Source organism: Sporosarcina sp. FSL K6-1522 (genome assembly GCF_038622445.1).
Taxonomy (GTDB): Bacteria; Bacillota; Bacilli; order Bacillales_A; family Planococcaceae; genus Sporosarcina.
In genome coordinates this window covers 2717340-2736000 of the sequence record NZ_CP152019.1, presented here as the reverse complement: position 1 = coordinate 2736000, position 18661 = coordinate 2717340, and the positions used below count along the sequence as shown (strand labels likewise).

General features: G+C 41.8%; 19 protein-coding genes and 1 riboswitch. Of the genes, 3 read left to right on the top strand and 16 right to left on the bottom strand.

Translation table 11 applies throughout. The annotated features are described in order from the left end of the window. Positions 1–83 precede the first annotated feature (83 nt). The 5 genes from MKY34_RS13460 to MKY34_RS13440 all read right to left on the bottom strand — a co-directional run bounded on the left by MKY34_RS13460 (position 84) and on the right by MKY34_RS13440 (position 6749). Positions 84–1346: an ArgE/DapE family deacylase gene (locus MKY34_RS13460; protein WP_342511398.1), complete on the bottom strand. Its 1263-nt coding sequence runs from the start codon at positions 1344–1346 to the stop codon at positions 84–86. Between the two features lie 84 nt (positions 1347–1430). Next, on the bottom strand, positions 1431–2864 hold the full coding sequence (locus MKY34_RS13455) for an APC family permease (protein WP_342511396.1): 1434 nt from the start codon (positions 2862–2864) through the stop codon (positions 1431–1433). 264 nt (positions 2865–3128) lie between these two features. Beyond that, entirely contained in the window at positions 3129–3788 is a 660-nt protein-coding gene (locus MKY34_RS13450) for a GNAT family N-acetyltransferase (protein WP_342511394.1), read from the bottom strand. Positions 3789–3926: 138 nt separating this feature from the next. Then, positions 3927–5348 (bottom strand): NAD-dependent succinate-semialdehyde dehydrogenase, encoded by a 1422-nt coding sequence (locus MKY34_RS13445; protein ID WP_342511392.1) that lies wholly within the window; start codon positions 5346–5348, stop codon positions 3927–3929. Between the two features lie 21 nt (positions 5349–5369). Then, positions 5370–6749 (bottom strand): aspartate aminotransferase family protein, encoded by a 1380-nt coding sequence (locus tag MKY34_RS13440; protein WP_342511390.1) that lies wholly within the window; start codon positions 6747–6749, stop codon positions 5370–5372. A gap of 240 nt (positions 6750–6989) precedes the next feature. Between MKY34_RS13440 and MKY34_RS13435 the strand changes: the two genes are divergently transcribed. The 3 genes from MKY34_RS13435 to MKY34_RS13425 all read left to right on the top strand — a co-directional run bounded on the left by MKY34_RS13435 (position 6990) and on the right by MKY34_RS13425 (position 9711). Beyond that, positions 6990–7901 (top strand): LysR family transcriptional regulator, encoded by a 912-nt coding sequence (locus tag MKY34_RS13435; protein ID WP_342511388.1) that lies wholly within the window; start codon positions 6990–6992, stop codon positions 7899–7901. 134 nt (positions 7902–8035) lie between these two features. Further along, positions 8036–8377 carry a rhodanese-like domain-containing protein gene (locus tag MKY34_RS13430; RefSeq protein ID WP_342515262.1) on the top strand — a complete coding sequence of 114 codons (342 nt, stop codon included), beginning with the start codon at positions 8036–8038 and terminating at the stop codon, positions 8375–8377. Positions 8378–8445: 68 nt separating this feature from the next. Beyond that, the gene (locus tag MKY34_RS13425) at positions 8446–9711 is read left to right on the top strand and encodes an ATP-binding protein (protein WP_342511386.1); all 1266 of its coding nucleotides are present in this window, start codon (positions 8446–8448) and stop codon (positions 9709–9711) included. A gap of 71 nt (positions 9712–9782) precedes the next feature. Here the strand turns inward: MKY34_RS13425 and gcvPB are convergent, their stop codons facing one another. The 11 genes from gcvPB to comGA all read right to left on the bottom strand — a co-directional run bounded on the left by gcvPB (position 9783) and on the right by comGA (position 18508). Further along, positions 9783–11240 carry an aminomethyl-transferring glycine dehydrogenase subunit GcvPB gene (gcvPB, locus tag MKY34_RS13420; protein ID WP_342511384.1) on the bottom strand — a complete coding sequence of 486 codons (1458 nt, stop codon included), beginning with the start codon at positions 11238–11240 and terminating at the stop codon, positions 9783–9785. Further along, on the bottom strand, positions 11233–12579 hold the full coding sequence (gene gcvPA, locus MKY34_RS13415) for an aminomethyl-transferring glycine dehydrogenase subunit GcvPA (RefSeq protein ID WP_342511382.1): 1347 nt from the start codon (positions 12577–12579) through the stop codon (positions 11233–11235). Before gcvPA ends, gcvPB begins: the two co-directional genes overlap by 8 nt. 32 nt (positions 12580–12611) lie before the next feature. Further along, a complete protein-coding gene (gene gcvT, locus MKY34_RS13410) occupies positions 12612–13709 on the bottom strand; it encodes a glycine cleavage system aminomethyltransferase GcvT (protein ID WP_342511380.1) in 1098 nt (365 codons plus the stop codon). Positions 13710–13923: 214 nt separating this feature from the next. Continuing rightward, positions 13924–14016: riboswitch (glycine riboswitch) on the bottom strand. 224 nt (positions 14017–14240) lie between these two features. Beyond that, positions 14241–14756, bottom strand: coding sequence for a shikimate kinase (locus MKY34_RS13405; protein ID WP_342511378.1), 516 nt, complete (start codon positions 14754–14756; stop codon positions 14241–14243). Between the two features lie 30 nt (positions 14757–14786). Beyond that, positions 14787–14966 (bottom strand): hypothetical protein, encoded by a 180-nt coding sequence (locus MKY34_RS13400; RefSeq protein ID WP_342511376.1) that lies wholly within the window; start codon positions 14964–14966, stop codon positions 14787–14789. After that, positions 14947–15396 (bottom strand): competence type IV pilus minor pilin ComGF, encoded by a 450-nt coding sequence (gene comGF / locus MKY34_RS13395; RefSeq protein ID WP_342511374.1) that lies wholly within the window; start codon positions 15394–15396, stop codon positions 14947–14949. Before comGF ends, MKY34_RS13400 begins: the two co-directional genes overlap by 20 nt. Continuing rightward, positions 15381–15680 carry a hypothetical protein gene (locus MKY34_RS13390; RefSeq protein WP_342511372.1) on the bottom strand — a complete coding sequence of 100 codons (300 nt, stop codon included), beginning with the start codon at positions 15678–15680 and terminating at the stop codon, positions 15381–15383. Before MKY34_RS13390 ends, comGF begins: the two co-directional genes overlap by 16 nt. Further along, positions 15670–16104: a prepilin-type N-terminal cleavage/methylation domain-containing protein gene (locus MKY34_RS13385; protein ID WP_342511370.1), complete on the bottom strand. Its 435-nt coding sequence runs from the start codon at positions 16102–16104 to the stop codon at positions 15670–15672. The genes MKY34_RS13390 and MKY34_RS13385 overlap by 11 nt, the downstream gene beginning before the upstream one ends. 2 nt (positions 16105–16106) lie before the next feature. After that, entirely contained in the window at positions 16107–16439 is a 333-nt protein-coding gene (gene comGC, locus MKY34_RS13380; RefSeq protein WP_342511368.1) for a competence type IV pilus major pilin ComGC, read from the bottom strand. Between the two features lie 13 nt (positions 16440–16452). Further along, positions 16453–17508, bottom strand: a complete 1056-nt coding sequence (gene comGB / locus MKY34_RS13375) for a competence type IV pilus assembly protein ComGB (protein WP_342511366.1) — start codon at positions 17506–17508, stop codon at positions 16453–16455. Continuing rightward, the gene (gene comGA, locus MKY34_RS13370) at positions 17495–18508 is read right to left on the bottom strand and encodes a competence type IV pilus ATPase ComGA (protein WP_342511364.1); all 1014 of its coding nucleotides are present in this window, start codon (positions 18506–18508) and stop codon (positions 17495–17497) included. The genes comGB and comGA overlap by 14 nt, the downstream gene beginning before the upstream one ends. Positions 18509–18661: the final 153 nt, after the last annotated feature.

Genomic DNA, 18661 nt, shown 5'->3' with positions numbered 1-18661 from the left:
ATACGTTCATTCAATAATCTGTTTTCATGATTCATTTTTAATTTATAACAACCTTTATTTTTGAATAAATGAATCACTTACACTTACTTACACTTACTTTCACTCCACTTAATAATATAATTCGCCAATACATTTGTAACTTCTACGACGCTATCCAAGTGAACACATTCATCGGGTCCATGCATATTTTCACCGACCGGCCCAAAACAGAGCCCCTTTTTATCATAGTATTGTGTGAATCTCGCATCATTTCCTGACGCTCTCCCAATTGTATTGACTTCATATCCCATCGTCTCCTCCGCATTTTCGAGAAACAATTGGACAAAAGGATCTTCAGGATCTTGGTACCACGGATCTGTTGACCAACCAAACCATTCAAGCAATGGTGGATTTTCCATCATCCATTTATCGCCTTCAACCGACTGCATAATCGTATCCTGCATGAGTTGTTTAATGTCTTCGCGTGTTTCCCCTGGAATAAACCCGATTCTTCCCTCAAGCATTGCTTCTCCTGGAACAGTTGAAACCCAATCACCAGCCTTTAACACGCCTACGTTTAAGTGTACGGCCTGACCGGATCCTTTTTCATAGAGCTCAAACTTTATATTTTGCGCACGCCATTCATTTAACTTCTCTAGCGCTTCAACGATTTTCATCATTTTTGAAATCGCATTCACGCCTTCATGCGCTAAACCTGCGTGGGCAATTCTTCCTTTTACACAGACACGAAAATACAGTATTCCAGCGTGCGAAATGGTTACATTTAAATTATGCGGCTCTGTTGAGATATAGCCATCCGTAATAAACCCCTCTTCCAAACAAGCTAAAGCTCCTCCACCGCCACCAGCTTCTTCTTCAATAACAGCATGTAACTGCACATCTCCAGCGATTGGATACCCTAAATCGATTAATGTTTTTAGTGCGAACCAATTGGAGATAAGTCCTGCCTTCATATCTGCAGCACCCCTACCATATAACTTATTTCCAATGATATCCCCGCACCAAGGATCCATCGTCCAATTCGACAGCGGCTCCGGAGAAACAACATCCACATGCCCATGAAGCGTTAGTGATTTCCCCTTTTTCGCGCCTCGATAAATGCCAATAACATTTTTTCGATTCCCAAACGGAATACCCGAATCAATGAATGCGCTATGAGAAGATACTTTTTCATAATTCGGCTCAAATTCATAGATTTTCAAGTTAAGTTCTTCATATTTCTTCTTCATAAAGGCTTGCATTTCTTGTTCATGACCAACAACACTTTTTATACGCACAACGTCTTGAATCGTTTTAAACAATTCCTCTTTGTTTTCATCGATATACTGTCGAATTTTCTTTTTCAAAACAATCCCCCTTGCATTTTTCATTAAAAAGAGGAAGATTTTCTTTCATAATAATCTTCCTCCATACAGTCATCCTAGTGTTATTTAAGTTTTGGAAGTCTCAATCCCTAATGACTCAACACCCTCGATAGGATCCCTACTTTCAAAGCCTTTCGTTTTAAAAAGTTCTTCATCCAATGTTCCAACATCATCGATAACATCCATGCTTCCAAGCTCTTTTTTAAAGAACTTCGTAATAAACAACATGTAAATAATCCCGACGGCAATCCAAATGATACCGCTAATAAATGCATCAGCATGTAAGTGGTACCAGAGAACCCCCGTACTTAAAGCTCCTAGAGTCGGCATGAAGAGGTATTTCAAAGTGTCTCCACCTGACCTTCTTTTCTGCCGAATATAGAAGTGCATAATCACCGCTAAGTTCACAAATGTGAATGCGATTAATGCCCCAAAGTTAATGACAGAAGCAATTAACTCTAAATCTGGTCCTATTGCAAATAATGATACGACTCCCGTCAAAACAACCGTAAAGATCGGTGTTCTAAACTTTGGGTGTAAATATCCGAATGTTTTCTTCTGAAGAACACCGTTTCTTCCCATTACAAATAGTAAGCGTGACACACTCGCATGCGAAGCTAGTCCGGATGCAATTGTAGCCGCAAATGCTCCCGCTAAGAAGATTAATTGAAATACCTGGCCACCAACCAAAAGTCCAATTTCAGGTAATGTATCATCTAATGTGTTAAACACTGACAAATCTGGGAATAACGCTTGGGCAAAATAAGATGAGATGAAGAAGATCACACCGCCGATCATAACCGTTAGTAGAATGGCCCTTGGAACAGTTGACGTATCTCTCGCCTCTTCTGTATACATCGTGATCGCATCAAATCCAATAAATGAAAACGCAACGACGGTTGCCCCCGTTAAAACAGCCACCAATTCCACATTGGCATTGGTCAACGGATTAATAGTGAATAATGTTCCTTCTCCCATTCCATTATAAAGCTGGACAGCAGCGAGAATAAGAAATATGGCAATGAGCGAAATTGTGAAAACAACGAGTATCATATTTAAGCCTGATGTCGATTCCATGCTGTAAACATTGATGGCTGTGATGATAATGACATAGGCGAAAACCCAAATCCAAATTGGAATACCTGGAAAAAGTGATTCCATATAAATTCTAATAATTAAAGCGTTAACCATGGGTAATAATAAATAATCCAATAACGAAGCCCATCCTACAAGGAATCCGAGATGAGGTCCCATTGTTTCCCGTGTATAAGTATAGGCCGAACCCGCCTGCGGGAATGCCTGCACCATTTTTCCATAACTAATCGCCGTCAACGACATGACTAGCAATGCAACAAGATAAGCCGCTGGTACAACACCATTTGTTAATTTTGATACAATTCCAAATGTATCAAAGACAATTGTTGGTGTCATATAACCTAGCCCTAATGCAACAATGGCCCATACACCAAGTGACCGCTTAAGCGTGGTTTTATCAGACATGCATGTCCCCCCGTATCTATCGGTTCAATTCTTTCATCTCTAGTGCAGTAAACCGCCACTGTTGTAAGCGCTTTCATTTGTGGCGAGAATCATAAGAAAATCATAGCCGTCAAATGTCCATACCTCTCTCATCTTGCCGTCCAATTTCAAAAGGAGCTCCTATAGCTAGCGAAACCCGTCAAGAGAACGCTGCTCTTGATAGCTTTCGCTAACTACAAGAAACACCTCCTCATCTACTCTATTGATAGAATACATGCACATAAACTATTCTACTAACCTCGGTTTATAGTCCGTGTTTTTCCATTCCATTAGCGCTCCATACTCCAACGACTCCACATCATTCGGTAAATAATTCGCAATGACTTTTTTAAGTTGGAAGCCATTTTTCAATTGGAAAGTTAGGACTGGATCGTATAGGTTTCCAGCCATTACTGCTTGTACATATTCATCCGCACTCATATGTTCAGCATATTTATAAAAGTTAGGCATACGTCCACCAATTATAATGCTATCCAAGTTGAATTCTTGACAAATTCTTCGTCGACCGTCATACAGATGACGCCCTAATTGCATCCCTCTAAACGCTTCATCAACACCGACCTCAATACCATACAAATTGCGCCCCTGCGGGTTATGATTGCGAATAAACCCTAAATCTGAAATTTCATAATACGTATGCTCGTCCCCATACTCTTCGAAATTTACAATTAAACTTAAAGCTGTCCCTACAATTTGACCATTACATTCCAAACAAATTTGACCTTCTGGAAATAACTCCAACTGACTTTCAAAATGTTCGTGTTTCAATGACATATCGGGCCCAAAACACTTCATAGATAACGCAGCAACTGCATCCAGATCTTCTTTCAAAATATTGCGTACGACTATTTCTTGTGCTTGATTTTTCAAGTTTACTTGGGGCATTCACAACTCTTCCTCTCTTTTTGGATTAATGTCTTTTAGTTGCACGTACCGTACCCCATTGAGTAGACTTATCTTCCAATACGTAAAGTCTGAAAAAACCTTCAACTTGCGATAAGTCTACTGCAATCGACGTACGGTTTACTTCATATAAATGGACACATATTTCTCTTCCAAATACTCCTCCAGACCGTACTTTCCACCTTCTTTACCAGTTCCACTCTCTTTCACACCACCAAATGGAGCTTGAACGACAGCCGGAGCTGGGTCATTAATGCCAACAATGCCGAATTCTAAGGCACGCATCATCCGTAATCCGCGCCCTAAATCTTTCGTATAACAATAGGCCGCGAGCCCATATTCCGCATGGTTCGCTCTTTCCACCACCTCTTCTTCCGTCTGAAATGTGTAAATCGGGGCGACCGGTCCAAAAGTCTCTTCTGTCGTAATTTGCATACGATCATTGGCGTAATGAATAACTGTCGGCTCAAAGAAGTAACCGCTTTCTTTTTCTAGCGTAAAGATTTTTCCACCTGTAAGAACTTTTCCACCTTGTTTCACGGCATCCTCTACTTGGTGTTGCACCTTTTCAAGTGCGGCTTGATTAATTAATGGGCCGACATTCACACCCTCCTCCAAGCCATTTCCAACAACCAATGCAGATACTTTCGCAGCTAACTTCTCCGAAAACTCATTCGCTATCGACTCCGCAACGTAAATTCGATTTGTGCTAATGCATGTTTGGCCGGCGTTAATGAATTTTGACACCAAAACGCCGTTCACTGCTGCGTCAATTTCTGCATCCTCAAACACGACATACGGTGCATGACCACCAAGCTCCATCGATATTTTCTTCACAGTGTCCGCTGAATCGCGCATGAGTTTTTTACCCACTCTCGTAGATCCTGTAAATGTAATTTTACGAACATCTGGATTTCTCGTCATTTCACTACCAATTTCTTCAGCCGGTCCAATGACAAGATTGGCAACTCCGGCAGGTAATCCAGCTTCATGGAAGCATTCAAACACTTTGATGGCTGAAAGCGGCGTGACATCAGCTGGTTTCAACACAACCGTACATCCGGCAGCTAAAGCAGGTGCGATTTTCCTTGTAATCATGGATAGCGGGAAATTCCATGGTGTAATGGCCGCACATACTCCAACCGGCTCACGAATAACCATTAACTGTTTATCAGGATCGGATGCTGGAAGAGTGTCTCCATAAATTCGCTTTGCTTCTTCTGCATACCATTCAAAAAAACCAATTGCCCCCGCTACTTCACGCGTTGCGTCAGGTAACGGTTTCCCATTTTCAAGCGTAATGGTTTCAGCTAATTCCTTGGACCTTTCTTTCATCAATTGAACAGCTTTGGATAAATAATTGCTACGCTCATTTCCCGTCGTCTTCCCCCACGTTGCAAACGCTTTTTTTGCGCTTGCAATGGCCTCTTGCGTTTCGGCTTTTCCACCTGTCGCTACTGCTGTTAGGACCTTACCTGTTGCCGGATTTAGGACATTCAATTTTGTGGCTGAATCACGCCATGCACCGTTTATATACAACATTCGTATCCCCCTGACCTTCGATTAATTAAGCGTTTCTTTAAAAGCAGTAATTGCTTCATCTAGAATTTGAATCATTTGGGCAATTTCTTCTTTGTTAATGATAAGAGGCGGTGCAAGCGCAATGATTTGGTTATGTCCTCCAAGAGCTCTTACAATTAGTTGACGTTCAAAGCAAGCATCCACCACTGTGTTGGCTGGAAAGACTGTAGAATCGAATAGTTTGCCGCTTGCAGGATCCTCATAAAGTTCAAAGGCCGCTAACAAACCAATTGCTCTACAATTCGTCACAATACTATGCTTCTCTTCTAAATATCGTAGTCCTTTTTTTAACTCGACTTCCATACTTTTTGCATGTTCAACGATATGGTCACGCTCAATGATTTCAAGGTTCTTCAAACCGATTGCACAAGCTGTGGGATGCCCACTGTACGTGAAGCCATGAGGGACAACCGCATCATAACCGGCAATCGTTTCTTTTATATCGTCGTTTAGCATAACGCCACCAAGCTGAGAATAGCCACTCGTCAATCCTTTAGCGATAGACATCATATCCGGAACGACATTCCAGTTATCTACCCCAAACATTTTTCCAGTACGCCCAAATCCACAGATGACTTCATCTGCCAGAAATAGAATGCCAAACTCATCGCATAGATTGCGCACTGCTTCTAAATAGCCTTCAGGTGGGATGTTTACGCCTCCTGCTCCTTGAACAGGTTCAATAATAATTCCCGCAATCGTATCTGCCCCTTCTCTTTCAATCGCCGCTCGAATGGAGTGTTCATAGCCCGGTGCATCTTTCTCACCTCGTTCACTATCTAGCAGATAGGCTGTTGCGCGAATCACTCCGTCAATACCTGACCCTGAGAAGTTATGGAATGCAGGGATTCCCGTCGCTGTTTGAGCGGCTACCGTTACACCATGGTAAGCATTATTCAATGCGATGAATTTTCTTTTTGTCGTTTTTCCTTTTAACTCCCAGTAAAAGCGGGCAAGTTTAATCGCTGTGTCATTTGACTCCGATCCACCCGACGTATAGAAAACACTATTTAAATCGCCAGGGGCTAACGAAGCTAACTTTTCCGCCAGTCGAATGGCTGGTTCATTGGAAAACCCTTTAAATTGAGACGTACAAGCAAGTGTAGATAATTGCTGATGACCTGCCTCGGCAAGCTCTTGGTTACCATGCCCCAAGTTGACATTCCAAAGCATCGACATGCCATCGATATATACTTTGCCTTCCGTACTCGTAACAGTCACCCCCTTGCCTTCCGCAAAAATGATGGCCGGTCCATTGTCTACCATTGCCTTTGGATTTGTAGCGGGATGAAGAAAATGCTGTTTGTCTAGTTCTACTAGTTCTGCCGTTTTTGATTGTTGAGCGATGTTATGCGTTGTCATTGATAAAACCCCCGTTTATAAGTTGTCGTATAAAAACCTTGCCAAAACCTTTGACAAACGATGAAACAATTACCATTCTGAAAACTTATACTGATTATGATAAAATACGGTAAATCAGCAATAATTTTCTGAATGTTCTACCTTGTGGTAATAGTATATCTTTCGATATCTATAATGTAAAATATATCTTATATATGTCTTCCATATTTTTTATGAATAGAATTGAAGGGAGAGGTTTGCATGAACCTACATCGTTTGAGTTGTTTTATTAAAGTTGTAGAGGAAGGAAGTATTACGAAAGCCGCGGCGGCGCTACAAATGACACAACCGCCCTTGAGTATTTTGATAAGGAAGTTCGAAGAGGAATTGGGGGTCACGCTTTTTAATCGCTCGGGCAGATACCTAGAATTAACAGCTAGTGGAACATTTTTATATGAGCAAGGAAAAGAATTATTGGACTCCACGGAGAACACTGAAAGGAAATTAGTTGAGTATCATGAGGGCATCAGAGGTACTGTCAAATTGGGCTGTAGTACATCCACAAGCCTATTTATATTGCCAGATGTCTTACAAAGATTGCAAAAGGATACTCCTAATGTTGTTACACATGTCCGTGAAGGCAACACATCTTATATTTTAGAAAATTTACGTAATTTCACAATCGACATTGGGATTGTTCGGTCTTCTATTAGAGCGGAGGATATTCAAACCCTAACACTACTAACTGAACCTTTACTGTTAGCGCTTCCGCCTAATCATCCCTTATGCAAAAAAGAAACGATTGAAATAGCAGATCTTGCAAACGAACGTTTTCTTTTACCTACGACTTCTTATGGGTCAGGCCTTGCCGATGATATTATTGAGGCCTGTCAAGATAACGGCTTTACCCCTAACGTCGTTTACTGGGGCACAGAAACATTACCTACGCTTTTAATGGTCAGAAGAGGAGCAGGCATTTGTTTTACGCCTAGTTGCTTTCAGAACTTTCATTCACCCGATTTTCCTGTACTGCGACCATTGTCATTTCCAACGCTCCAAACGAAGCTTAATATCCTCACTCTTCGGAATCGCTATATGTCGTCAGTTTCCGAACGATTTCTTACGATTGTCAAAGAGGTGGCTCAAGAAATGGAGTATCCTACTAAAACCTAGTCAAACCATCATTGAGACACTCTTTATTTCCCCTATCCATTGAACAACGGCCGCTAACTCTTTATAATGAGAAAGAAGAGAGAAAGGGGAAAGTTGTTGTGAATTATTATGTATTAGGGGCTATCGTCCTCATTATGATCGCTTACTTCGTTGTGACGATGCTTCGTCTTCGTAAAGCTGTAACCAATTTAACACAAGAACAGTTTATTGAAGGCTATCGAAAAGCACAGCTCATCGATGTTCGTGAAGCAAAAGAATTTGAGGCAGGCCATATCCTTGGGGCACGTAATGTTCCTTATTCCCAATTCCGTCAACGGTATAAAGAAATCCGTCCGGACAAGCCCGTTTATCTGTACGATCAAAACGGTGGGAAAAGCGCACGTGCAGCATTATTCCTGAAGAAAAAAGACTATACACAATTATTCCACCTCCAAGGCGGATTCCGTTTATGGACAGGTAAAGTAAAAAGCAAGTAAGCGTAAAGTTCTTCCTTAATTAAGGAGGAACTTTTTTTACTAAAAACAGTATAGAAATGGAGAGACTTATGGAAAATTTAATTTTATTGCCAATTGATAGAGATGTGCGTAATACCTTACCGTTTTATGAAGATTATGCAGCCGTCAATCGACATATTTTCAACCGTTTAAACGAACGACAGCAACAAGACTGGAAAGTCATTCAAGCTGAAGAGCTTATTGCTCATGCAGAGTCCGTTATTGATGAGTTAATGAAAAAAGGAAAGTTGCACTACGAATCACTCGGTCATATCTACGGCGTGCGACCTACTAAGAAGGTAGGACGATCCAATTCAACTCAAGAGTTCAAATTACGCATTTCTGAGACAATTGAAAACCAATTGTTGTACTTCCCCGACTTTGATGTCGCTTTCACGCAATTACTATACTATGGTGGTAGCGGTTCAACCTGGCCCGAATATCAACTTTTCTCTTCTTCCGCTGAGAAAGTAAAAACATTCATCGAAGAGCTCAATCACCTGCAACGTGAAACAATGAAAACGACGGTCACGTACTTAGTCGATACAGAAAGTGGCGTCGAAAAGAAAAGTTTTGAGCATGGGGAAAAGGTCAGCAGAGAGGATGTATTTTTAGAGGACCGCATGAAATCCGATATCTTTCGAGCAATTGATGAATTTTTCAAAGATGGCGGATCATTCTACAAGGAATATGGACTGCCTTATAAACGCGGCATTTTATTGTATGGTGCCCCTGGAAACGGTAAAACCACACTTGTCCGCTCAATTACCGGCTCGACATCAGCCCCCGTCATCTATTGGCAAATTACAGAACATACAGGTAGCTATTCTATACAAGAAGTATTCACGACCGTCGAAAGGATGGCCCCTGCGATTCTCGTTATTGAAGATATCGACTCCATGCCGGAACATACACGCAGTTCATTTCTTAATACATTAGACGGTGCTCGTGTACGTGCAGGACTATTTATCATCGGGACAACTAACTATCCAGAAAAAATTGATCCTGCCCTCATTAACCGCGCAGGTCGTTTCGACAGCAGCTATGAGATTCTTTCCCCGACATCCGAAGTTCGTCGTGCTTATATGAAGAAACTCGACAAAAAAGGACTATTCAATGATGAACAATTGAACGATGTTACAAAACGTACAGCAGGGTTATCTGTTTCCCAACTCAACGAATTGTACATGTCCGTTGCACTCGGTTTTCATTATGATGGAACGGTTGAATATGACAGACGAATTCAGGATTTGCAAAAGCAACATAAACGATCTACAAAAGGAAATTGGGAACAAGAGGGCTCGATTGGATTTTAATAAGAAGAAACATAGAAACTCTCTCAAAATATAAAAAGCACAGCGCAAAATTGCTGTGCTTTTTATATTTTTTATTTTGTATAACGTAATACAGGTTGACGAGCCGCTTTCGTTTCATCTAAACGATTGATAACCGTCGTATGTGGTGCATTTTGAACGATTTCAGGGTTTTCATCAACTTCTTTTGCGATTTGAATGAGTGCATCACAGAATGCGTCGAGTGTTTCTTTCGACTCTGTTTCTGTCGGCTCAATCATCATCCCTTCCTCAACGTTTAGTGGGAAGTAGATTGTTGGTGGATGATAGCCAAAGTCAAGCAGACGTTTCGCCATATCAAGTGTACGCACGCCAAGTTTCTTCTGACGACGACCTGAAAGTACGAATTCATGCTTACAATGACGATTATATGGTAGGTCGAAGTAAGGCTCAAGTCGACGCATCATATAGTTCGCATTCAATACCGCGTATTCCGTAACTGCTTTCAAGCCGTCTGGTCCCATTGAACGGATATACGTGTAAGCACGCACATTGATACCAAAGTTTCCATAATACGGTTTAACGCGTCCGATAGATTGTGGACGATTGTAATCGAATGTGAATACATCGTCTTTTTTCACAAGAACTGGTTTTGGCAAGAATGGAATCAAATCCGCTTTCACACCAACTGGACCTGAACCTGGGCCTCCACCACCGTGTGGACCCGTGAACGTTTTGTGCAAGTTCAAGTGAACTGCATCAAAGCCCATGTCGCCAGGGCGCGCTTTAGACATAACTGCGTTTAAGTTCGCACCGTCATAGTAGAGCTTTCCGCCAGCACCGTGAACGATTTCAGCCATTTCAAGAATGTCTTCTTCAAAAAGTCCCAATGTATTCGGGTTTGTCAGCATAAGTGCTGCTGTATCTGAACCAACGACACGTTTCAAGTCTTCAAGATCGACAAGTCCATGCTCATTCGACTTAACTGTTACCGTTTCAAATCCTGCAACTGTAGCTGATGCTGGATTCGTTCCGTGCGCTGAGTCAGGAACAAGTACTTTCGTTCGGTTAAAGTCACCGTTCGCTTCGTGGAAGGCACGGATCATCATCAATGCTGTCCATTCACCGTGTGCACCTGCAGCTGGTTGAAGCGTAACTTCATCCATTCCCGTAATTTCAACGAGATGCTCTTGTAAATCGTACAATAATTCCATTGCCCCTTGAACTGTCGACTCATCCTGCAATGGGTGAATGTTCGCAAATCCTGGGTAACGCGCAACAGATTCATTGATTTTAGGATTGTATTTCATCGTACATGATCCTAGTGGATAAAATCCTGTGTCTACACCATGGTTACGATTAGATAATGCTGTATAGTGACGCATAATATCAAGCTCAGAAACTTCCGGAAGTTCCGCAGCTTCTTCACGGACAAAGCCTTCTGGCAATAGGCCGGAAAGGTCTAATTCAGGCACATCTAGTTCAGGAAGGCTATAACCTACCCGTCCTTCTTTCGTCAGTTCAAAAATTAACGGCTGATTATCTTTATGCATGAAGGGCCTCCATTTCCTGCACAAGTGCATCGATTTCTTCTTTTGTACGCTGTTCTGTTACAGCGATTAGTGCATGGTTTGCAAGTTCTGGATATGTTAGACCAAGGTCATAACCACCAATAATTCCTTTTGTGAACAATTGTGCATTCACTTCTTTAACAGCTTGTTTGCAATCGACAACGATTTCGTTGAAGTGCGCACCTTCATACTTCACAGCGAAACCAGCTTTTTCAAATGCTTCTTTCGCATAACGTGTTTTGACGATGTTTTGGTAAGCAATTTCTTGTGCGCCTACTTTTCCAAGTGCTGTCATCGCAACAGAAGCTGCAAGTGCGTTCAACGCTTGGTTTGAACAAATATTAGATGTCGCTTTATCACGACGGATATGCTGTTCACGTGCTTGAAGTGTCAATACATAGCCACGACGTCCTTCATCATCTGTTGTTTCTCCAACAAGACGTCCTGGTACTTTACGCATTAACTTTTTCGTTACAGCGAAATAACCACAGTGTGGACCGCCAAATGCTTCGGCAATTCCGAATGGTTGCGCATCTCCAACTGTAATATCTGCACCTAATTTACCTGGTGGTGTTAATACGCCAAGTGCAAGTGGATTCGCTGATACAACGAACAAGCCGCCTTTATCATGTGCAATGTCACCAATTTTTTGAATATCTTCGATTTGACCGAAGAAGTTCGGATATTGGACAAGTACTGCCGCTGTATTGTCATCAATCATTTCTTCCAATTTTGCAAGATCTGTAACGCCATCTTTTTGTGGAATGGTTACAACTTCGATTGATTGTCCATTTGCGTAAGAAAGCACAACATCACGAGATTCAGGATGTACAGTTTCAGACACAAGCAATTTTTTCCGACGTGTATGGCCTGCAGCAAGCATTCCTGCCTCTGCAAGAGCTGTTCCACCATCATACATAGATGAGTTGGCTAGATCCATACCAGTCAATTCACAGATCATTGTCTGGAATTCAAAGATTGCTTGCAATTCACCTTGTGAAATTTCTGGTTGGTATGGTGTATAAGCCGTGTAAAACTCTGAACGTGAAATCACATGGTCAACGATGATTGGCTTGTAATGATCATAGACACCCGCACCTAAAAATGATGTATATGTACGTGCGTCAGCATTTTTTGCAGCAAGTTGTGAAAGTTCTTTTGTCAATGAAGACTCAGACTTCGCTTGTTTAATATTGTACTCGCCTTTAAATCGAATTTGTTCAGGAATATCTGCAAAAAGTTCATCTACGGAAGAAATTCCGATTGTTTTTAGCATTTCTGCGCGATCGGTTTCCGTCATTGGAAGGTAACGATGCTTCATATCCACTTGTCCCCTTTTCATAATGTCATTCATTATCGTTTATAAAATGGTGTTGCAATAATAACTGCTTTCAAACGCTTATTACGAACTTCCACTTCCACTTCTGTGCCTTGTGAAGTATGCTCGCTCTTCAATAGAGCAAATCCAATATTCTTTTTAAGCGTTGGTGATTGTGTACCCGTTGTGACTTCTCCGATTTCTTCGTCACCAAGGAACACTTTGTAACCTGTACGTGGAATGCCTTTGTCAATCATCTCAAGACCTACAAGTTTACGTGGTACACCGTTTTCCTTTTGAGCAGCAAGTGCTTCTTTACCAATGAAATCTTCTTCTTTATTTACCTTTACAACAAAACCTAAACCTGTTTCAAGTGGTGAAATATCTTTAGACAATTCTTGACCATAAAGTGGTAAACCAGACTCAAAACGAAGTGTATCACGAGCACCTAAACCTGCTGGAATAACGCCTTCACTTTCACCTGCTTTAAGAATTGCCGGCCATAATGCAACAGCTGCTTCTGGAGAACCGTAAATTTCAAAGCCATCTTCACCTGTATAACCTGTACGAGAAATGAGTACATTGTGCCCCGCGATATTGACGTTTTCTTTGAATCGGAAAAATTTAATCTCTTCCAACGGCTCATCCGTCAATTTTTGCAAAACATCTTGTGCTACAGGTCCTTGCAAAGCAAGAAGTGTATAAGCAGCAGACTGGTCTTCAATTGTGACATCGCCTGTTAGATGTTTATTCATCCACTCAAGATCTTTGTCAATATTTGACGCGTTGACAACAAGTAGGTAGTCGTTATCTGCACGTTTGTAAATAAGAAGATCATCAACTGTACCGCCGTTTTCATAACACATAGCTGTATATTGCGCTTGACCGTCTTTCAATTTCGATACATCGTTCGTCACGAGCTTTTGTAAATAAGCGAGTGCACCTTCACCGCGAACGAGTACTTCACCCATGTGCGACACATCAAACAAACCAGCTTTGGTACGAACTGCTTCATGTTCAGCTTTGATGCTTGAAAATTGAACAGGTAATTCCCAACCACCGAAATCGATTGTTTTTCCGCCGTACTCCGCATAGCTATCAAAAAGCACGGTACGTTTTAAAGTTTCTGACACAGTCTATTCCCCCTTGAAGTTGTGATTAAGAAAAGCGCAGGCGCCCTGGCACTGGAGCCTAGACAACGACCCCAGTTGAAACACTTATACTTTCTGATGCCTAAAAAAGGACAGAGGTCCCCTGTAAAAGAGAACCTCTGTCCTTGTACCTGAAAGTTTGACCTTACGGCTTTCCTCGTTGGTGGCCGCATTACATCGGCTCTCTCCAGAGATGCGTCATGTATGAGTCTTTTTACCTGAGAGATTCATAACCTCTGTTATTTGCTCCTTCGGCGACGCCTAATGCGTGCTCTCCCCATACAATCATTCGCGCTATTCAATTGGTATGACAATGATTAAAATTAAGGCAAAATATGCCCTTTCGCCTTATATCTTAACATTTCATTTCTGTAAGCGCAATACTTTTTCATAGTTAGTTGTTTTTACGAACGTTAAAAGAAAAGAAGTTTATAACGTTCGTGTTTTAAGGTGTTTTTTAAATCTTCATCCAATTTACATGTAGAAAAACGGAAATCTCTGTCGATTTCCGTTTTATTTTTCTCCTGCAAGCCTACCGACCTGGAATGCAATGTAATCGGTAATATCTCGCAAGGAACGATGCTCTGTCTCCACCCGAAAATGAGCAGATTGCTGATAATTCGCACGCCTTGTTTTAAATAATCGCTCCAGATCAGAACGTGACGATCGCTGAACAATTGGCCGATTCTTATCTGTTGCAACGCGACGCCATATGTCACGAAATGGTGCGTTAAGATAAAAAACAAGCCCTGTTTTACGCATAATCGCGCGATTTTCTTCCCGCATCGCTACACCGCCGCCTGTCGCAATAATACAAGACTCATCACGAAATGTACGCAAAAATTCTGTCTCCATATCGCGAAAATACGCTTCACCGTATGTTTCAAAAATAGCAGGAATCGTCATGCCCATTCTTTTCACGATTTCATCATCCATATCGTAAAATGGCATCTTGGTCGCAAAACTGAGTCGCTTACCGATAGCACTTTTCCCACTGCCCATAAAGCCAACCAAATACACTTTCCTCATGTTATCACCCGTCTGCTGGGACAGTTCTATCTAGCCGCCCCGCTTCATTATCTTCACCGTTTCGTTGTCGTAATATGTTTCAAGCGAATCATATGTCCTTTGTAGACTATCATGCCACGAAACGATGGTGAAAAGAAAGAGGGAAACGAAAAATAATAGAACAATCGCTGCCGCAAGCATAGCACCGTCTTCATTCTGGATACAACCCAATAACAAATCTCCTCTCTTTTCGCGTGCCATCTGCCATTAGAACCCGTGCGGTTAAGCCCATTCCGTCAATGGAAAAAAACGTGGAGCGGACGCTTGTTAGTAACGGGATATGCCCATTCCCATTCACCCGCTTCCGAATAACATTTCCATTTTGATTGATACTAATGTTTCCTCTCGCATTCTGAAAGCGAAGCATTTCTCCCGCATCACTGACTTCAATCGCACTCACTTCCGCTAGCAGTTGCTGCATATCCACCGCAAATAATTCCCATTCTGTGGATCCATAATCCGTATATTGTCGTTCAATCGGTTCTTTCCAGAAGAAAAACAGCACAAATAGCTGAAGAAATAGCGCCATAATCAACAGTTGGAAAATACTCTCAAGAAAAGTATAGCCACGTTCATTTCCCTTATTCAATAAGCGATGCATTTTCTCACCACCTTATCCGCAGGCCCATATGAAACACAAACGGCGTCCGTATCGACAATCCAGTCATATGCTACTCCATCCACTTGTCGAGTCCCTTCTGACACACCATATGTCTGAAAGGAAATGGCTCCTTGATAAGCGGTCTCCGCTGCATACATGCCCAATTTCCTGGCTTGCAAATCAGATGTTATGAATGATGCAAACGGCAGTAGTGTTCCAAAAATAACCATTACGATAGTTAATGTGAGTAGTGCCTCTGGCCACGAATAGCCCTTATCGTTCATAAACCACCATCCTCCCTCGTTGAAATTGAATGCGAATTTCTGTAAAGCCGGAAGATGTCTGAAGCACTAATGTACCTGACTTAATGATGTCTCCATTTCCATGAAACTCAACGCTATCCATTCCCCCCACAAGTTTCATACCAGCCGGAAAATTCGTCCTTGCAAATTCAAATTCTCCCGGTACCGCTGTGATATACATCGTTCCAGCATTTTTGAAGGATAATTTTGTATACGCATTATTAGCCATCGAATAGGCTTGTAAATTTTGAATGGATGCCATAAAGGCCTGAATGGCACTCTCTGCCGTCTGCTCACGCATCCAGCGATCACCAGACGGGATAATAATTGCGGTTAGTATCGAAAGAATAGCCAAAACTAACAGCAATTCAAGAAAAGTAAAGCCATTTTCCTTACGCGCTTTCATCATCAACTTCCCGAGCTTGCAGCCTTTCGCGCTGCTGTTACTTTTCCATCTGTATCAATCGTAATTGCACTGCCATCTGGACATGCAGCTTTCTCGGGTAGATACCCTTTATCTGATAGTTCTTCGACACTTCCCGGAATCTTTTTGACATCCATTTTATACGATTCTACTTGTCCTTGAACCATATGCACATAGGCATCACAGCCTTTTTCATCAATGGACTTTGAATGCTTCGTAACATTCGGAATCGCAATGAGAATCAAAACGGAAATAATTAACAAAACGATCATCATTTCTATCAAAGTGAAGCCACGATTATCACGGATTTGTTTCATCCTTTTGCCCCTTTCATAAATTATCCATCATGCCATAAACCGGTAACAATAACGTCAGATAAGCCGCCAAAATACAAAGCGCTATGACGCCAAATAATACTGGTTGTAGCAAGGCTAAAATCGCGGTGAGCTTGCGGTCTATCGTTTCCTCTAGATGCTCGCTATAAATCAATAGCTCTTTGGATAAATGCCCACTATCAGCACCATGTTTCGCAAAAGCCGCTAGCTGTCCCATCAAGCCATCCGTCATCTCAATTGCGCTATGCAGGGGCTCACCATAGATGACTTGTTCTTTCACATTTGTAGTCATCGTACTTAAAACGACATCCAATTGCTGGTTAATGAGCACATCTAGTGCATTTTGCATAGATAATCCTGACTGTAACAAACTACCCATTTCGCTCGCAAAGTCCCTCGTCTTCATCATCATAAAAAACATACGAATGATTGGGACTGAAACACAAAAGTGAATCTTGCTCGTTGGAGTCATGTTCTTATAGAGCAGACGCATAATGCCTACAAGACTTGCCGAGATGACTACCACACCAATAATGGCATCCGGTATCTTGGACACAATTGATGGTAATGCCGCAACAAAGCCCCCCGCCTGCGTTTGCCGAGACATTGCAAGCATTTCCATATTGGGTAAAAAGAACTTACGAAACGCAATCAGTAAAACCGCAACAAAAACAAAGAGCGCAATAGGGTAAACCAATAGATTTTTGAGTTTCTTCTTTTTCTCTTCACTCTTTCTTAAACGCTCGGCCATCTCCTCCAAGGTATCTGCAAGCCGACCATCCATTTCAGCAATCGAAATAGGTAGCAACATACTTGAGGAAAATCCAAAACGACTAAAAATTTGTGTGACACCAAATCCCGCTTTAAAGTCTCCCTCTACTTCTATTAAGATCCGGTCATATTCTTTCAGGTGGTGTGGCAATAGTAAATGCAAACCATCATGAAACGTATAGCCTTCCCTCAAAAGAACCGCAAGCCTTTTTAAAAAGGTTGGACGATTTTCAAGCAGCACCTTACGCTTAGCCGCTATATTGTCGTTAAGCATGTCCATCTTGCACCACTTTCGGATGGCTATATTTCAACATAAGTGCCTCTACCTTTTGCTCTTCCGAAACAATGATTCGGTCACCCTTCATAATTGAATTCGTCATTTCATCCAGCACATCATCTTGTACAATTTCAAATACGGCACTCGTTGTCCCAGAGGAAGTTCGTACGAGACGCTGAGCCGCGATACAAACAACTGTCTGTCTCAATTCTTCAATCGAAACCCCAAAATCCATCATCCTGTAGAAACAACCTGCGGGATCTTTCGAATGAATGCTAGTGATGACTAAATGACCTGTCAACGCGGCTTGAACAGCAATCTTAGCGGTCTCACTATCTCTAATTTCACCAATCATAATGACATCTGGAGAATGGCGCAAAATCGCCTTCAAACCACTCGCATAAGTCATGCCTGATTGTTCATTCACCTGGATTTGCAACAAATGGGAATGATTATTTTCAACAGGGTCTTCCAGAGTAATGACATGACGCTCTAACCGATTGGTACAATGCGCTGTTAACGAATAAATGGTCGTCGTCTTTCCACAACCGGTTGGTCCGGTTGTAATAAGCAATCCCTGTTGTTTCGATGTAGCGAGGCGTAATTGGTCTGCCCACGCTCGTTCCATGCATAATTCATCGAGCGGAACAATTTTGTCATGCTTTTGCAAACGTATAACAACACTTTCTTTTAATTGAATAGCAGGAATGGTAGATACGCGAAAAGAATAATTTTCTCCTTGAACCCGCTTATGGAAAGAACCACTTTGCGGTTTTCGCCTATCACTTATATCGAGTGAGGAAAGGAATTTGTAAAAGGAAATCATACGGCCCGCTAATTGTGGGGGAAGTATTCCGGACCGATCGAGTTTGGAATCTTTTTTAAACGATACATCATATCCCTCGCTCATTGGCACGAGGTGGATATCGGTTGCTTCATAACTAATCGCTTTTTCTAGCAACTGAAAACATTTACGTTCAATGACGTTATCATGTCTAACCATTGAGCACCCCTCTTTCAGTAATAATGGAATGTTGATCCATCTTATTTAGACGGGAGACCGCTTCCCGTCTTAACATAAAGTATACAATGGACACCCCCTTATTTGGAACACTTTTCCACAAAGTCGAATTGTATGTCGACAAAAACGAGCAAA

Bases quoted from the DNA above. Each gene is read 5' to 3' on its own strand.
- MKY34_RS13450 (WP_342511394.1), bottom strand. From the start codon at position 3,788: ATGCCCCAAGTAAACTTGAAAAATCAAGCACAAGAAATAGTCGTACGC.
- gcvPB (WP_342511384.1), bottom strand. From the start codon at position 11,240: ATGCATAAAGATAATCAGCCGTTAATTTTTGAACTGACGAAAGAAGGA.
- MKY34_RS13405 (WP_342511378.1), bottom strand. From the start codon at position 14,756: ATGAGGAAAGTGTATTTGGTTGGCTTTATGGGCAGTGGGAAAAGTGCT.
- MKY34_RS13440 (WP_342511390.1), bottom strand. From the start codon at position 6,749: ATGACAACGCATAACATCGCTCAACAATCAAAAACGGCAGAACTAGTA.
- MKY34_RS13445 (WP_342511392.1), bottom strand. From the start codon at position 5,348: ATGTTGTATATAAACGGTGCATGGCGTGATTCAGCCACAAAATTGAAT.
- comGB (WP_342511366.1), bottom strand. From the start codon at position 17,508: ATGGACATGCTTAACGACAATATAGCGGCTAAGCGTAAGGTGCTGCTT.
- MKY34_RS13385 (WP_342511370.1), bottom strand. From the start codon at position 16,104: ATGAAAGCGCGTAAGGAAAATGGCTTTACTTTTCTTGAATTGCTGTTA.
- comGC (WP_342511368.1), bottom strand. From the start codon at position 16,439: ATGAAACAAATCCGTGATAATCGTGGCTTCACTTTGATAGAAATGATG.
- gcvPA (WP_342511382.1), bottom strand. From the start codon at position 12,579: ATGAAGCATCGTTACCTTCCAATGACGGAAACCGATCGCGCAGAAATG.
- MKY34_RS13425 (WP_342511386.1), top strand. From the start codon at position 8,446: ATGGAAAATTTAATTTTATTGCCAATTGATAGAGATGTGCGTAATACC.
- MKY34_RS13455 (WP_342511396.1), bottom strand. From the start codon at position 2,864: ATGTCTGATAAAACCACGCTTAAGCGGTCACTTGGTGTATGGGCCATT.
- comGF (WP_342511374.1), bottom strand. From the start codon at position 15,396: ATGCATCGCTTATTGAATAAGGGAAATGAACGTGGCTATACTTTTCTT.
- MKY34_RS13435 (WP_342511388.1), top strand. From the start codon at position 6,990: ATGAACCTACATCGTTTGAGTTGTTTTATTAAAGTTGTAGAGGAAGGA.
- comGA (WP_342511364.1), bottom strand. From the start codon at position 18,508: ATGGTTAGACATGATAACGTCATTGAACGTAAATGTTTTCAGTTGCTA.
- MKY34_RS13430 (WP_342515262.1), top strand. From the start codon at position 8,036: ATGATCGCTTACTTCGTTGTGACGATGCTTCGTCTTCGTAAAGCTGTA.
- MKY34_RS13390 (WP_342511372.1), bottom strand. From the start codon at position 15,680: ATGAACGATAAGGGCTATTCGTGGCCAGAGGCACTACTCACATTAACT.